This is a genomic window from Pantoea sp. Z09, assembly GCF_022394795.1.
Classification (GTDB): Bacteria; Pseudomonadota; Gammaproteobacteria; order Enterobacterales; family Enterobacteriaceae; genus Pantoea; species Pantoea latae.
The window spans coordinates 1557188-1570728 of sequence record NZ_CP092373.1 but is presented as its reverse complement, the minus strand read 5'-3'; the positions used below and the strand labels follow the sequence as shown (position 1 = coordinate 1570728).

The 13541-nt window shown below is 60.9% G+C and carries 15 protein-coding genes; 6 read left to right on the top strand and 9 right to left on the bottom strand.

Features of this window, described 5'->3' with window-relative positions:
• Positions 1-56 precede the first annotated feature (56 nt).
• Together pdxK and MC269_RS07490 are read left to right on the top strand one after the other, a co-directional pair.
• Positions 57-899: a pyridoxine/pyridoxal/pyridoxamine kinase gene (pdxK, locus tag MC269_RS07495; RefSeq protein ID WP_239954702.1), complete on the top strand. Its 843-nt coding sequence runs from the start codon at positions 57-59 to the stop codon at positions 897-899.
• 55 nt (positions 900-954) lie between these two features.
• A complete protein-coding gene (locus tag MC269_RS07490) occupies positions 955-1764 on the top strand; it encodes a substrate-binding domain-containing protein (protein ID WP_239954701.1) in 810 nt (269 codons plus the stop codon).
• A 451-nt stretch (positions 1765-2215) separates the two neighbouring features.
• Here the strand turns inward: MC269_RS07490 and MC269_RS07485 are convergent, their stop codons facing one another.
• Together MC269_RS07485 and MC269_RS07480 are read right to left on the bottom strand one after the other, a co-directional pair.
• Positions 2216-2776 (bottom strand): NlpC/P60 family protein, encoded by a 561-nt coding sequence (locus tag MC269_RS07485; RefSeq protein WP_371824378.1) that lies wholly within the window; start codon positions 2774-2776, stop codon positions 2216-2218.
• Positions 2777-2939: 163 nt separating this feature from the next.
• Positions 2940-3851 (bottom strand): LysR family transcriptional regulator, encoded by a 912-nt coding sequence (locus MC269_RS07480; RefSeq protein WP_239954699.1) that lies wholly within the window; start codon positions 3849-3851, stop codon positions 2940-2942.
• 112 nt (positions 3852-3963) lie between these two features.
• Here MC269_RS07480 and hpxD point away from each other — a divergent pair, with 112 nt between their 5' ends.
• From hpxD to msrA, 4 genes are all read left to right on the top strand, one after another.
• Positions 3964-4995 (top strand): molybdenum cofactor-independent xanthine hydroxylase subunit HpxD, encoded by a 1032-nt coding sequence (gene hpxD, locus MC269_RS07475; protein WP_239954698.1) that lies wholly within the window; start codon positions 3964-3966, stop codon positions 4993-4995.
• Positions 4996-5006: 11 nt separating this feature from the next.
• Positions 5007-5972 carry a PDR/VanB family oxidoreductase gene (locus MC269_RS07470; RefSeq protein ID WP_239954697.1) on the top strand — a complete coding sequence of 322 codons (966 nt, stop codon included), beginning with the start codon at positions 5007-5009 and terminating at the stop codon, positions 5970-5972.
• 41 nt (positions 5973-6013) lie between these two features.
• On the top strand, positions 6014-6580 hold the full coding sequence (locus tag MC269_RS07465) for a flavin reductase family protein (protein WP_167376571.1): 567 nt from the start codon (positions 6014-6016) through the stop codon (positions 6578-6580).
• A 92-nt stretch (positions 6581-6672) separates the two neighbouring features.
• Positions 6673-7206, top strand: a complete 534-nt coding sequence (gene msrA / locus MC269_RS07460; RefSeq protein ID WP_081139150.1) for a peptide-methionine (S)-S-oxide reductase MsrA — start codon at positions 6673-6675, stop codon at positions 7204-7206.
• A 47-nt stretch (positions 7207-7253) separates the two neighbouring features.
• Here the strand turns inward: msrA and MC269_RS07455 are convergent, their stop codons facing one another.
• From MC269_RS07455 to MC269_RS07425, 7 genes are all read right to left on the bottom strand, one after another.
• Entirely contained in the window at positions 7254-8336 is a 1083-nt protein-coding gene (locus MC269_RS07455; RefSeq protein WP_239954696.1) for an acyltransferase family protein, read from the bottom strand.
• Positions 8337-8746: 410 nt separating this feature from the next.
• Positions 8747-9499 carry an L-cystine ABC transporter ATP-binding protein TcyN gene (gene tcyN, locus MC269_RS07450; protein ID WP_239954694.1) on the bottom strand — a complete coding sequence of 251 codons (753 nt, stop codon included), beginning with the start codon at positions 9497-9499 and terminating at the stop codon, positions 8747-8749.
• Positions 9496-10164: a cystine ABC transporter permease gene (tcyL, locus tag MC269_RS07445; protein ID WP_081139143.1), complete on the bottom strand. Its 669-nt coding sequence runs from the start codon at positions 10162-10164 to the stop codon at positions 9496-9498. Before tcyL ends, tcyN begins: the two co-directional genes overlap by 4 nt.
• Complete coding sequence (gene tcyJ, locus MC269_RS07440; protein ID WP_081139141.1) at positions 10164-10964, bottom strand: cystine ABC transporter substrate-binding protein; 801 nt, start codon at positions 10962-10964, stop codon at positions 10164-10166. The genes tcyL and tcyJ overlap by 1 nt, the downstream gene beginning before the upstream one ends.
• Before the next feature lie 108 nt (positions 10965-11072).
• Entirely contained in the window at positions 11073-12059 is a 987-nt protein-coding gene (locus tag MC269_RS07435) for a D-cysteine desulfhydrase (protein ID WP_239954693.1), read from the bottom strand.
• A 180-nt stretch (positions 12060-12239) separates the two neighbouring features.
• Positions 12240-12743, bottom strand: coding sequence for a flagella biosynthesis regulatory protein FliZ (gene fliZ / locus MC269_RS07430; protein WP_048785856.1), 504 nt, complete (start codon positions 12741-12743; stop codon positions 12240-12242).
• Positions 12744-12792: 49 nt separating this feature from the next.
• The gene (locus MC269_RS07425; RefSeq protein WP_081139137.1) at positions 12793-13515 is read right to left on the bottom strand and encodes an RNA polymerase sigma factor FliA; all 723 of its coding nucleotides are present in this window, start codon (positions 13513-13515) and stop codon (positions 12793-12795) included.
• Between the last annotated feature and the right edge of the window lie 26 nt (positions 13516-13541).

The following is a 13541-nucleotide window of genomic DNA, read 5'->3' as shown; positions in this document are numbered from 1 at the left end:
TCTCCTGCCGCCGGGCCTGTATACTGGGGCAACAGAGTATCAACAAGGAGCGCAGGATGTTTCAGGTATCTGATACGCCAGACGGCGAAGTGATCGACGTGATTTCCATTCAGTCGCAGGTGGTTTACGGCAGCGTGGGCAACAGCATCGCCGTGCCCGCGCTGCGCCGCCACGGCTTGCAGGTGGTCGCCGTGCCTACCGTGCTGCTGAGCAATACGCCCCACTACGCCAGCTGCTACGGCGGCGAGATCCCGCAAGAGTGGTTCGAGGGCTACCTTAGCGCGCTGGCGGAGCGTCAGCTTGACGTCACCGCGCGCGCTGCGGTGCTCGGCTATCTGAAGTCCACCAGTAAAGCGACCGCGCTGGCGCGTTGGCTGCGGCAGATGCGTGAGAAAAATCCGCAGCTGCCGGTGATTATCGATCCGGTGCTGGGCGATGACGACAGCGGCTTCTACGTCGATCCCGAACTGGCGCGCCACTACCGCGAACAGCTTGCGCCGCTGGCGACCGGGCTGACCCCGAACCGCTTTGAGCTGGGCTGCCTGTGCAACGCGCGGCTGGAGAGCGACGCTGAGATCCTCGACGCCGCGCGCTCGCTGCTCGGCGCGCAGACTGAATGGGTGGTGGTCACCAGCGCCACGCGCGACGACGCAAAACAGAGCATGCAGGTGTTTTGCGTCACGGCGCAGGAGAGTTTCATCACCGAGCATCCGCGCTACGATAATCCGCCGAAAGGCACCGGCGATCTTTTTACCGCCGAGCTGACCGCCGGGCTGCTGCGCGGCGTGCCGCTTAATAACGCGGTGGAGCAGGCCAGCCTGTTCGCCCAACGGTCGGTGCTGGCCACCCGCACGCTGGGAAGACGCGAGCTGCAGCTGGCAGAGGCTCAGGCAGTGTAAAAACGGCCGGTTTTCCTTTAGGGTAAAGCTACCTCACCCTAACAGGACGCTTAAAATGTATAACAACCCCTGTCAACTCGTCGGCGTGCTGTGCGACGACATCAGTCATCCGCATACGGCGGCGCTGCTGCAGGAACTCCATCGCCAGCTTAACGCGCGCGGCGGCAAAGTGCTGCTGGTGGACGCGGCGACAGACAGCGCGCGCCCGCTAGTGCCGCTGCTGACCGCCGCTATTCAGCTTTCCGGCCCGATCGCCCCCGCTTTTCGCGCCGCCGCCGGGCGCATGCCGCTGCTGGCGCTGGATGAGCTGCCTTTTGACGACTTTGCCGCCGGCGCAGCGCTGGGCGAGCTGCTGCTGGCGCAGGGCCACCAGCGCATCGGCTATCTGCAGCAGGCCAACGGCGCGGCTGCGGCGCGCCTTGACGGCCTGAGCAGCGCGCTGGCCGCGGCGGGCAAGACGCTTCACGCCCCGCTTATCGCCGGTCGCGACCGCGAAAGCGGCTATCAGACGGTGATGGCCTATCTGAAGCGCGCCCGCGCCGCAGAGCGCATTCAGGCGCTGCTGTGCGACAGCGATCTGCTGGCCTTCGGCGCGCTACAGGCGGTGCGTGATTTTGGCCAGGGGGCGCACCTCGCCGTGGCAGCGGTGGGCGACAGTGAGGAGGCCGCCACCTCGACCTGGCATCTGACCTGCTGGGCGCAGCCGCAGGCGCTGCGGGTAGCGGAGGCGCTGAACCGGTTGCTGCTCAATCGCGCAGAGGAAGATGGCGCATGGCGGCGCGGCGAGCTGCGGCTGCGCCACTCCCATCACGGCAAGGCGCTGTTGGGCGAAATGGGCCAGTGCGGCTGCGCTATCCGTCACTAATAAAAAAGCCCGCCAGAAGGCGGGCTTGTCAGTTATGCACGGGGTGATAACGCAGTCTGGTGCCGCTCTGGAGCGGCACCAGACTGCTGGCCAGCTTCCGTGCGAGCTGCTGCAAAGGGCACTCTGTCTGAAGCCACTGCGCCTCCTCTGCTGTAGAGGGCTATTCGCAGCGCTGAGGCGGAGACGTTGTGCCAGGAGCCGGTCGCAGGGATGCGACAGGCAGTTCGGGTAGGCCTGGATGGCCGTACCCGAACGGTCCGGCCGGCACGACGTTGCAGCCGAAGGCACCGCGAAGCGGCGCGAGGACGGCCCGGCAGCAGAGGAGGCGCAGTGGCCCGCACCAGCATGCTCACACGCATATAAAAAAGCCGCCATTTAGAGACAATAGCGGCCTTATCTGAACATGAGCTTCACTGACAAGCATTGCGCCAGAAGGCGGGCTGATTGCTGCTTACTTACGCGCCAGCGTCATGCCGCTGCCCTTATTCAGGGTGATCTGCGCGTTGTACTCTTTCGGCAGCCGTCGCGCCTGATAGAAGACGCGATGCCAGTAAGGGTTGTCGAGCGCGGAGCGGATCACGCCCTGGCTGACCGAAGCGTGAAAGAAGTGACGATCGGTGTCATAGAAGCCCACGTGCATGCCGCCGTTGATGCGGAAAAAGACCAGATCCCCCGGCTGCATATCGCCTGGAGCGATGCGTTTGCCCATCTTCAGCAGTTCCGTGGTGGTGACGCGGTCCATCGGCAGGTTAAAGCGATCTTTCAGGGTACGCCAGACAAAGCCGGAACAGTCAACGCCGGAGAGTTCCGTCCCGCCCCACTGATACTGCGTGCCGTGCCAGGTGTGCATCTGGTCATGCAGCGCCGCCACAACCGGGATCAGGTCGGGCTGGTCGCCAAGGCTCTCATCGCCCATCGAACGCTCATTCTGTGCCGAGGCGTCGGTGGCGTGGCGGGAACATCCGCCAAGCAGAAAAGCGGAGGTGAGCACAAGGATCAGCAGAGGTCGCAGCGTCTTCATGGTGTGGGGGGAAGCCCTAAGCAGGTTGGCGTGGTAGAGGACTTATAGCGTAATTACGGGTTTCGCTAAACCTGCCCCCTTCGCGCTTTACGTTAATTTACAAAAAGCGTCGCCGCTGCGCGCTATTCGCTGATTTTAAGACAAATAATGGCGCTTAACCCGTCACCGCGAGCGACTCTATTACCCCGGTCAGATGCTGGATCACCTGCTGGGCGGCGCGCGACAGCTGGCGCGACGGCGCGCAGCACAGCGCCAGGGTGAGCGGCCGCACGCTGCTGTCGCGCAGCGGAACAAACAACAGCACGCCGCGCGCCACCTCGTCCATCACATCCAGCAGGCTAAGGATGCTGATGCCGCTGCCCTGCTTAATCAGCGACTTAATCAGGCGGATATCGTTGCAGGTAATGACGTTTTCCGGCTGCAAATTATGCCGCCGATAGAGCATCTCCACCCGTTCATGCACCACCAGCGGCGCGCCAGGAATAATATGCCGTTCCGCGCTGAGCTGGCCGGTGGAGAGCGTGGCGCACGCGCTGAGCGTATGCCCGGCGGGCAACACTACGCCGACCGGCAGCTCGGCGAAGGCGATGACGCTCAGCCCCGCCTGCGCCTGCGGGTCGAGCACCAGCCCGGCGTCCAGCTCCGCCAGCCGCACCTGCTCGCCAATCTGCGCGCTGTCATGCACGCTGAGGTCGAGACGCAGCCAGGGATGCAACTGCGCGATCTGCGACAGGGCGTCGGCGATCGCTCCTTCGTTCAGCGCCTGGATCAGACCGAGCGTGACGCGGCCGCGCCGCAGCCCCTGGATTTCATCGAACCGCTGGCGCGTGCGCTGATACTCGCGCCGCCAGCGCCGCAGGTCGTCCAGCAGCAGCTCGCCAGCGCTGGTCAGGCGCATACCGTCGGGCAGACGCTCAAACAGCCGCATACCCAGCTCCTCTTCCGCCTGCAAAATCTGCCGGTTAATCGCCGAGGCGGAGACGTGCAGCTGCTCCGCTGCCTTGCGCAAACTGCCGCTGCGCGCCACCTCGAGGAAGTAGTGGGAAAAGCGAGAAAAAGGAAGCATCGGCACCTGTACTGTTTATCGCAACACGTTGCTGAAAAAACGATGATGGATCGCCGCACCCCTTTTTGTCCACACTGTTCTTATCCTGTTTATCCCCAGAAGGGTGACCGCTATGAATCAACCTGCGCCTCCGGCCCACTGTACCTTTGAACCCGATGACTGGCTGCGGCTGGCGCGCTGCTGGCATCCGGTCGCGCGCGTCTGCGATGTCAGCCCGGCGCCCACCAAAGCGGTGCTACTCGACGAGCAGCTGGTGCTCTACCGCATAAATGGGCAGATCGTCGCGGCGAAAGATGTCTGCCCGCATCGCGGCGTGCCGCTGACGCTCGGCTTTCACGACGAGCACGGCATTATCTGCCCCTATCACGGGCTGCGCTTCGGCGAGGAGGGCCGCTGCAACCGCATTCCCTCGAGCCCTAACCAGCCGGTGCCCGCCAAGCTCAACCTCACCGCTTTCCCGGTCGAGGAGCGCTTTGGTCTGGTCTGGGTCTGCCTGGCGCCGGATGTGGAGCGTCCCGCCGCGCTGCCGACCATGCCGCACTGGCAGGACGCCGGGTTTCAGCAGATCACCTGCCCGCCTTTTGACGTCGCCGGCTTTGCCGGTCGCCAGGTAGAAGGCTTCCTCGACGTGGCGCATTTCGCCTGGGTGCACAGCGAAACCTTTGCCGACCCCGACAATCAGGAGGTGCCGCCCTACTCCCCGGTCGAAACCGAGTATGGCTTTGCGGTGGATTACTGGAGTTCCGTCTCTAACTTTGCGGCGAACTCGGCGCAGCAGGCGCCAGAGGGCTTTCAGTGGCTGCGCCATTTTGAGATGCATCTGCCCTTTACCGCCACCCTGACGGTGCATTTCCCCGACGCGGCGCGGCTGGTGATTATGAATGCCGCCTCGCCGGTCTCGGCGCGCAAAACGCGCATGTTCGCGCCCATCGCGCGAAACTTTGATCTGCATATTCCGGTTGAGGAGGTGCACGCCTTCAACCACCGCGTCTTTGAAGAGGACAGGCTGATGGTCGAGACGCAGATGCCGGAGCGCCTGCCGCTCGATCTGACGCTGGAGGCGCATATTCCCGCCGACCGCAGCTCTATCGCCTACCGTCGCGGCCTGAAAAAAAGGGGCTACGGCGACTTTTTCCTGGTTTAGGAGAGCAACAGATGAGCACGATTACGGTTGTCGTCGACGGGCTGTCGCGTCAGGGACGCCACGCCGTCGCGCTGAGTCTGGTGCGCGAGGATGGCGACCCCCTGCCGCGCTGGGAAGCGGGCGCGCATATCGACGTGCAGCTCGGCAACGGGCTGACGCGGCAATATTCGCTGACCGGATCCCCGGCGCGCCAGGATCGCTACCTGATTGGCGTCGGGCTGGCCGCCGAATCGCGCGGCGGCTCGCGCTATATTAATCAGCAGCTGCGCCTCGGCCAGCGGCTGACCATTTCCCACCCGCGCAACCTGTTCCCGCTGGTGGCAGCCAGCCGCGTGGTGCTTATCGCGGCGGGCATCGGCCTGACGCCGCTGCTGGCGATGGCGCAGCAGCTGGAAAAGGACGGCGTCGCCTTTTCGCTGCACTATTATGTGAAGCAGCGTCAGGACGCGGCCTTTGCGCGCCATCTGCTGCAGCCGTTCCGGCACGGCTATGGCGAGATCCTCTGTAGCGACGAGGGTCACAGCCCGCGTCACGCGCTGCCCGAGGCGCTGCACGCGCCCGAGCCCGACGCGCGTCTCTATCTCTGCGGCCCGCACGGCTTTATGACGCACCTGCAGCAGCAGGCGCAGACGCTGGGCTGGCCGGCGGATCGCATCCACACCGAGGCCTTTGCCGCCGCCACGCCGCCACCCGCGCAGAGCAGCGACGAGAGTTTTATCGTCACGCTCGCCTCCTCTGGCGCCAGCTGGCCGGTGCCGGCGGACAAAACCATCGCCCGCGTGCTGCTGGACAACGGCGTCGACGTGCCGCTCTCCTGCGAAATGGGCCTGTGCGGCGCCTGTCTGACGCCGGTGCTCTCTGGCGAAGCGGATCACCGCGACACCGTGCAGTCGGAGGCGGAAAAATCTGCGTCGCATCAACAAATCGCGCTCTGCTGCTCGCGCAGCCGCAGTAAAGCGCTGGTAATCGACCTGTAGCTTCTACACTTAGAGGCATCGCCCCGACACAAGGAGATGCCATGAGTCATCGTCTGCACAAAACCGCCTTTCCGGTCAGCAAGGCGCGCAAATATCTCGAGCCTGGCCCGGTGCTGCTGCTCAGCTCGCAGTTTGAGGCGCACAGCGACATCATGACGCTCGGCTGGCATACGGTGCTGGAGTTCTCACCGTCGCTGGTCGGCTGCATGATATCCAGCATGAATCACAGCCATGCGCTGATCCGCGACAGCGGGCAGTGCGTGCTTAACGTCCCCTCGGCAGATCTGATCGACAAGGTGGTCGCCATCGGCAACAGCCACGGCGACAAGCTGGATAAGTTCGACGCCTTTGATCTCACCGCCGAACCCGCCAGCGTGGTTAACGCCCCGCTGATCGGCGAGTGTTTTGCCAGCTTTGAGTGTCAGCTCTATGACGACTCGATGGTGGACAACTACAACCTGTTTATCTTCGAGATTGTGAAGGCGCACGTCGCCGACGAGCCGGAGTTTCCCCCGACGCTGCACTATACCGGCGAGGGACGCTTCACCATCATGGGCGATCGCGTGCTGGATCGCAGCGGCCAGTTTAAACCTGAGATGCTGATTTAGCCGCGCGCTGAGGATTCTCGCCCGCTGCGGCTTGAAAAGGCGCGCCGCCGTCCCTACTCTCTCTTTCTCGACCTCGACAGGAGTTAAGCATTATGGCAATCGAATACGCAGTGATCGCAGGCGGCTGTTTCTGGTGTACCGAAGCGGTTTTTAAAGATGTGATCGGCGTGGAGTCGGTTGAAAGCGGCTATACCGGCGGCGCGCGCCCCAACCCGACCTATGAGCAGGTGTGCAGCGGCGCGACCGGTCATGCAGAAGCGATTCGCGTGGGATTCGATCCCGAGAAAGTCAGCTATGGCGACCTGCTGGATATCAGCTTCGCCACCCACGATCCGACGCAGCTTAACCGCCAGGGCAACGATATCGGCACCCAGTATCGCTCCGCCATCTTCCCGGCCACGCCGGAGCAGGAAGCGGAAGCGGTCGCCGCCATTGCGCGCGCGCAGCAGGATCATCAGGACCCGGTGGTCACCACCATCGAGCCGCTGAAAGAGTGGTATCCCGCCGAGGCCTATCATCAGGATTACTGGGACGGCGCCGGCCAGCGCAACGGCTACTGCATGGCGGTGATCCCGCCGAAACTGCAGAAGCTGCGCAAAAGCTTCGCTAACCGGGTGAAGAGCTAACCTCCGCCTGATCGACTCAGCCCCGCCTGCGCGGGGCTTTTTTTTATTCAGGCGGTGGCGCGACGGCGTTTCAGCCCGATCAGCGTCGGGAAGATAAACAGCGACTGACCGAGGCCGCGATTGGTGAGCGACCACACCGCCACCGAGCAGAGCGAGCAGAGGCCGACAATCGCCAGCGGATAGAGACAGGCCCAGAGAAAGGAGAACCAGGCCTGCTCGAACAGGTGGTGACGCTGGGCGAACAGGATCGCCGACATGCCGAAGAACTCGATAAAGATGCGGTGGATCACATAGATTTGCAGCGTGTTGCGCCCTATCCAGTTCATGTAGCTCATGCTGAAATGCTGATTCAGCCAGCGGCAGGCCGCCACGCTGACCAGCACCGCGATAATGCACATAAACAGGCTTTTATCGAGGCCGAAGATAACATGGACGCCGGCGAGCGCCGCCAGTATCGCCCAGGGCGTCCAGTTTTCACGGCGCCATTCACTCAGGCGCAGCATCAGCGGGCTCCAGAATACGCCCAGCAGGAAGAACAGAAAATATTGCGCCACGCTCTGCGGCCCCCAGAAGGGAATAATTTTCTCTACCGCCAGATAATTGAGCAGCACGGCAACCGCCAGCAGGGCCACTTTATGCTGGCGAAAGATCTTGGTGCAGAGGAAATATAAGCCCAGCCCGTAGAGATACCAGGAGGTGCTCATCGCCATAAAGGTCAGCTTGAGAAACTCAAATAACGAACCGGCATAGGCGGCGTTGAGGTTTTGCGATATCCGCTGGCCGGTAATTTCCGTAGAGATGCCGACAATCGACCACCACTGAATAAATCCCCATAAAATGTAGAGATAAAACAGATTGGTGATACGGCTGGTAAACACCTGTTTCCACGGGCGATTGAGAATGCCGTTGGTGGCCAGCAAACCGGAAACGAAAAAGAAGGCGGGCATACGCAACGGCGACAGCACGGTGTTGAACTGCACCCATATCTCTGCCGGGATCCAGCCCGCTGAGAGATAGCGAAGCGTGCCTTCAAAGCCAGGCAGCACCGTATGGTAGAGCACCACCAGCAATATACAGGCGCCTTTCAGGGTATTCACCCAGGCTATTTCATCTGACTTATTTTGGCTCATGATTCGACTCCTGCTGTGTAGGTCAGAAATTAAAAAGAGAAGAGAGAATATGGGAATATAGCTTTTAGGATTGTCTGGGGATTATTCTCTATCCCATTGCCGCTGACTCTAGCGAAAGTCTTAAAAGTTTTGCGCTGGACCTGAATTAACAATGCTTTACTCGTTTCGCTTTTTCTTTACAATTCTCGCTGGTCACGCTTTTTCAGTTAGCTGTTAACCACTAAGCGGCAATCGCAGCGAATTATCGCTATGCTTTGCCGCGACGCTAAATAGGAGTAAACCTGAGTAAGAGAAACCATATATGGGTGTTTTAGCGCAATAATAATGAAATACTTTGCACCAAATGGTTTAAGAGAATTAAAAAAGGTGTGGTAGCAGCAAAATAAATACGCCACCGAAGAGGCGTAGGGTTACTGATTAAGAAATTTGTCGAGAAACTGACGGGTGCGCGCCTGCTGCGGATTGCTGAACAGCGCTTTTGCCGCGCCCTGCTCAACAATGCGGCCCTGATCCATAAAAATCGCCCGGTCCGCGACGTCGCGGGCAAAGCTCATCTCATGGGTGACGATCACCATGGTGCGCTTCTCCTGCGCCAGCGCGCGAATGGTGTTGAGCACCTCGCCCACCAGCTCGGGATCGAGCGCCGAGGTCGGCTCGTCGAACAGGATCACCTGCGGTCGCATCGCCAGCGCGCGGGCGATGGCGACGCGCTGCTGCTGACCCCCGGAGAGACGCCGCGGAAAGCTGCTCTCTTTGCCCTGCAGGCCCACTTTGTCCAGCAGCGCGCGGGCGCGCGCCTCCGCTTCCCCTTTCGCTTCGCCTTTGACGATCACTGGCCCTTCAATGATGTTTTCCAGCACCGAACGATGGGGAAACAGATTGAAGTTCTGGAACACAAAGCCGACCTGCTGGCGCAGCCTGCGCACCTGCTCTTTCTGCTTCGTCTGCGCCAGCCTGGCGTCGATGGCGATGTCGCCAACCTTGATGGTGCCGCTGTCCGGCGTCTCCAGCAGGTTGATACAGCGCAGCAGCGTGGTTTTGCCCGATCCGCTTGGGCCGATAATCGCTACCACTTCGCCCGACGCCACCTCAAGATCGATGCCGTGCAGCACGGTCTGCCCGTTAAAGGTCTTCACCAGTTTGCTGATTTCGATGGCGCTCATTTCGCCTCCTCATCCTGACGGTTGACCCGTTTTTCCAGCCGGTTCTGCAGCGCCGACAGCAGGGTCGCCATCACCCAGTAGATCAGCGACGCCGCCAGATACATGGTGAAGACCTCCAGCGTGCGCGAGGTGATCAGCTGCGCCTGACGGAACAGCTCCGGCACCTGAATCGTGGCCGCCAGCGACGTATCCTTCACCAGGCTGATAAAGCTGTTGCCGAGCGGCGGCAGTGCGGTGCGCGCCGCCTGCGGCAGGATCACCCGACGCAGCGTCTGCCAGCGCGTCATGCCGATGCTCGCCGCCGCTTCCCACTGCCCGCGTTCGATAGCGGCAATGGCGCCGCGCAGCGACTCCGAGGCGTAGGCAGCGGTGTTGAGCGACAGGCCGATCATTGCCGAGGGAATGGGATCAAGCTCGATGCCGAACTGCGGCAGGCCGTAGTAGATCATAAACAGCTGGGCGATCAGCGGCGTGCCGCGAAACACCGAGACGTAGAAGCGCGACAGCAAGCTGACCGGCCAGAAGTGCGACAGCCGCATCAGCGCCAGCACGAAGCCGAGCAGCAGGCCGAAAAACATGCCGCCGATGCTCAGCTCCAGCGTAAAGAGCGCGCCTTTGAATAAAAAAGGTGCTGAATCCAGCACCAGTTTGAGGCTTTCCTGCATTACTTAGTCACATCCGCGCCGAACCATTTTTCAGAGAGTTTGGTCAGCGAACCATCTTTCTGCATGGCGGCGATCGCCTGATTAATGGCGTTAAGCAGATCCTCGTTGCCTTTACGCAGCGCAACGCCTGACTCCAGACGCGAGAACGGTGCGCCCGCTACGGCCATGGTGTCGCCGGTTTTCTTCACCAGATCCAGCGCGGCCAGGCGGTCGACCAGAATCGCGTCGAGACGGCCAGAGCGCAGATCCTGATATTTCGTCGGGTCATCGTCATAGGTGCGGATATCGACGCCTTTTACGTTGTCGCGCAGCCACTGCTCGTAGTTAGAGCCAAGGCCAACGCCCACTTTTTTACCCGCCAGGTCTTCCGGCTTGCTGATGGTGCCCGCTTTGGCTTTCATGGTCAGCGCCTGCACGCCGGAGATGGTGTACGGCGTAGAGAAGTCATATTTTTTCTTGCGCTCGTCGGAGATGGTCACCTGATTGATCACCACGTCGATGCGCTTTGAATCGAGCGACGCCAGCATGCCGTCCCATTTGGTCGGCTGCAGTTTGGCCTTCACGCCAAGATGCTGCGCCAGCTGCTCGGCGAACTCCACTTCAAAGCCGGTGAGTTTGCCGCGCTCATCCTGAAAGCTGAACGGCGGATAGGTGCCTTCCAGCCCGACGCGCAGCTCGCCTTTATCTTTGACCTGCGCCAGCAGGTTTTCTGCTGCGTGCGTCTTGAGGTTAACGCCGGCAATCAGCGCCACCGCCATCACGCTCATCGCCAGATGGCGACCAACACGAGAAAAAATCATAATTACCCCATTTATTAGTATGTGATGTGTGTGTCGTCAGGCAGCGCGTGCGCGACGCCTGGTTCTGCGGAATAACTCGCGAAGTATAAACGTTTTTTTTCCGCTTGCTCAGACCGAAGGATGATAAGCAAATAACGCCGGCGCACCGCCGGTATGCACAAACAGCAGCGGCCCGTCGCGGCGGAAGCGATTCTGGCTGATGCCGTCCAGCAGCCCCGCCATCGCTTTGCCGGTGTAGACCGGATCGAGCAGGATGCCTTCCAGCCGCGCCAGCAGTTTCACCGCCTCCATGCCCTCTTCGTTCGGCTCGCCGTAGCGCGGCGCGAAGTAGTCGTCCCACAGCGTAACAGAGGCGGTGCTGGTGAGTTCCAGCTTGCCGATCAGCTGCTGACGCAGGCTGTCGACCACCGGCAGCTGCTGCTCCGCCCTGCGCGACACGGTGACGCCAATTACCTCGGTTTGCGGCAGCAGCTGCTCCAGCCCCACCGCCAGCCCGGCATGGGTGCCGGCGCTGCCAGAAGCCACCACCACTGCGGCGTAATCGACCACGCCTTCGCTCTGATGAGCGATCTCCTGCGCGCATTCGATATAGCCGAGGGCGCCCAGCCAGTTGGAGCCGCCGACCGGCACGATATAGGGACGAAAGCCCTGCGCTTCGAGGCGTTCCGCCTGCGCCGCCAGCTGCGCCGCCGGATTATCCAGCGCCTCGACCAGCATGATTTCGCAGTCGAACAGATCCAGCAGCAGCCGGTTGCCGTTGCTGAGGTAGTTTTCCGCCTGGGTGCCGATTGGGTTCTCCAGCAGCGCGACGCACTTCAGGCCGAGCTTAGCGGCGACGGCGGCGGTCTGGCGCACATGGTTGGACTGGATGGCGCCCGCGGTCAGCAGCACGTCGGCGCCTTCGCGCAGCGCATCTGCCGCCAGAAATTCCAGCTTGCGCAGCTTGTTGCCGCCGAGGGCGATCGGCGTGACATCGTCACGTTTTATAAAGATATCGCGTCCGACATAGTCGGAAAGGCGCGGCAGATGCTCCAGCGGCGTCGGCGCGCCGAGCAGTTCAAGACGGGGGTACTGATGAAGAAGGTGTAAAGACAAGGCGGCCTCCAGGGCTGTCACAATAATCTTTACAGTGTTGCAGAAGTTGCTGCCAGGATCATCCGGCATTGCGCGGAAAAGAGACGGTCAGAAGATAATAACCGCCCTGTCAGAGCAGGCATTGCCGTCTGACGCGTCTCTGCCTGGGCAGAGACGATCAGCATGTCCGTTCTCTGGCCGCTAGCTGCGCTGCCACCCCAAAAACTGGTCATATTTGCGCAGCGCAATGCGGTAGTTATTATTCCCCGCATCGGGCAGATCGTTTTCCAGGCACTCGTGCCAGCTGTTGCCGCTCAGGCGGTCGGCCGGGAAATTTTTGGCCTTAAGCATATCGTCCAGGCGACGCAGCCTTACCACATATTCGCGGATGGTGCTGTGGCTCATTTCCGTCTGCTCAAACAGATACTGCTTGAATGCCATAATGTCGAAGTAATTAGGATGCGTATTGCAAAAAATATCACTACAGAAACGGCACAGCGCGGTCAGTTCTGGCTGTAATTTCAGCCATAGCTGCTCATCAATCATCTGGTCCATGCGCGCGATGGCCTCTTTATTGATGATCTGACCGCGAAACACCAACGCCATGCGGTCAAGAACTTTGCCGCAGTGTGAACAGTGACTCTGGCTGTGTTTGTAGTCTTTAAGATAACGGCTTAAAGGTCTGGCTTTGGATTTGGCTCCCATTGCTGAGTCCCCGGTTTTATTATTTTTAGATCGCCAGGCACTGAGGCCGTCAGCGCGCTCCCGTAAGTCGGGCACGCAGGCGTTTGATCGCCTGACTGTGCAGTTGGCTGACGCGTGATTCACCCACGTCGAGTACCGCTCCAATCTCTTTCAGGTTCAGTTCTTCCTGGTAGTACAGTGTCAGCACCATCTTTTCGCGATCGGGTAAGGCTTCGATCGCGTCGATAACGCGTTCACGCAGATTCCCTTCCAGCAGCTGATGCAACGGGTTGGCTTCTTCATGCCCTTCCGTGACCAGCTCCGCACTGTCGCCGTGTTCTTCCCGATACTCGTCGTAGGAAAAGAGCTGGCTGTTATTGGTATCCAGCAAAATCTGCCGGTACTCTTCTAGCGAAACATTCAGCCGATCGGCTACTTCCTGCTCGGTGGCGGCACGTCCCATCATCTGTTCGACCTGATGCATCGCGCCCGCGACCTCGCGCGCGTTGCGGCGCACGCTGCGCGGCGCCCAGTCGCGGCTGCGAAGCTCATCCAGCATTGCGCCACGGATGCGCTGCACGGCGTAGGTGGTGAATGCTGTCCCCTGCAGTGCGTCGTAACGCTCCACAGCATTCAGCAAGCCAATGCCACCGGCCTGCAGCAGATCGTCAAGCTCAACGCTGGCTGGCAGACGTACCTGCAGACGCAATGCTTCGTGGCGCACCAGCGGGACGTAGCGCTGCCAGAGCGAATGTTTATCCATCACGCCTTCGGCGGTATAGAAATCGTTCACGTTGACTACCCTGCGTTAATGAAGTT

What these genes read in the sequence shown, in the direction of transcription:
- pdxK (WP_239954702.1), top strand. Translation starts at nt 57, where the DNA reads ATGTTTCAGGTATCTGATACGCCAGACGGCGAAGTGATCGACGTGATT.
- MC269_RS07490 (WP_239954701.1), top strand. Translation starts at nt 955, where the DNA reads ATGTATAACAACCCCTGTCAACTCGTCGGCGTGCTGTGCGACGACATC.
- MC269_RS07480 (WP_239954699.1), bottom strand. Translation starts at nt 3,851, where the DNA reads ATGCTTCCTTTTTCTCGCTTTTCCCACTACTTCCTCGAGGTGGCGCGC.
- hpxD (WP_239954698.1), top strand. Translation starts at nt 3,964, where the DNA reads ATGAATCAACCTGCGCCTCCGGCCCACTGTACCTTTGAACCCGATGAC.
- MC269_RS07470 (WP_239954697.1), top strand. Translation starts at nt 5,007, where the DNA reads ATGAGCACGATTACGGTTGTCGTCGACGGGCTGTCGCGTCAGGGACGC.
- MC269_RS07465 (WP_167376571.1), top strand. Translation starts at nt 6,014, where the DNA reads ATGAGTCATCGTCTGCACAAAACCGCCTTTCCGGTCAGCAAGGCGCGC.
- msrA (WP_081139150.1), top strand. Translation starts at nt 6,673, where the DNA reads ATGGCAATCGAATACGCAGTGATCGCAGGCGGCTGTTTCTGGTGTACC.
- MC269_RS07455 (WP_239954696.1), bottom strand. Translation starts at nt 8,336, where the DNA reads ATGAGCCAAAATAAGTCAGATGAAATAGCCTGGGTGAATACCCTGAAA.
- tcyN (WP_239954694.1), bottom strand. Translation starts at nt 9,499, where the DNA reads ATGAGCGCCATCGAAATCAGCAAACTGGTGAAGACCTTTAACGGGCAG.
- tcyL (WP_081139143.1), bottom strand. Translation starts at nt 10,164, where the DNA reads ATGCAGGAAAGCCTCAAACTGGTGCTGGATTCAGCACCTTTTTTATTC.
- tcyJ (WP_081139141.1), bottom strand. Translation starts at nt 10,964, where the DNA reads ATGATTTTTTCTCGTGTTGGTCGCCATCTGGCGATGAGCGTGATGGCG.
- fliZ (WP_048785856.1), bottom strand. Translation starts at nt 12,743, where the DNA reads ATGGGAGCCAAATCCAAAGCCAGACCTTTAAGCCGTTATCTTAAAGAC.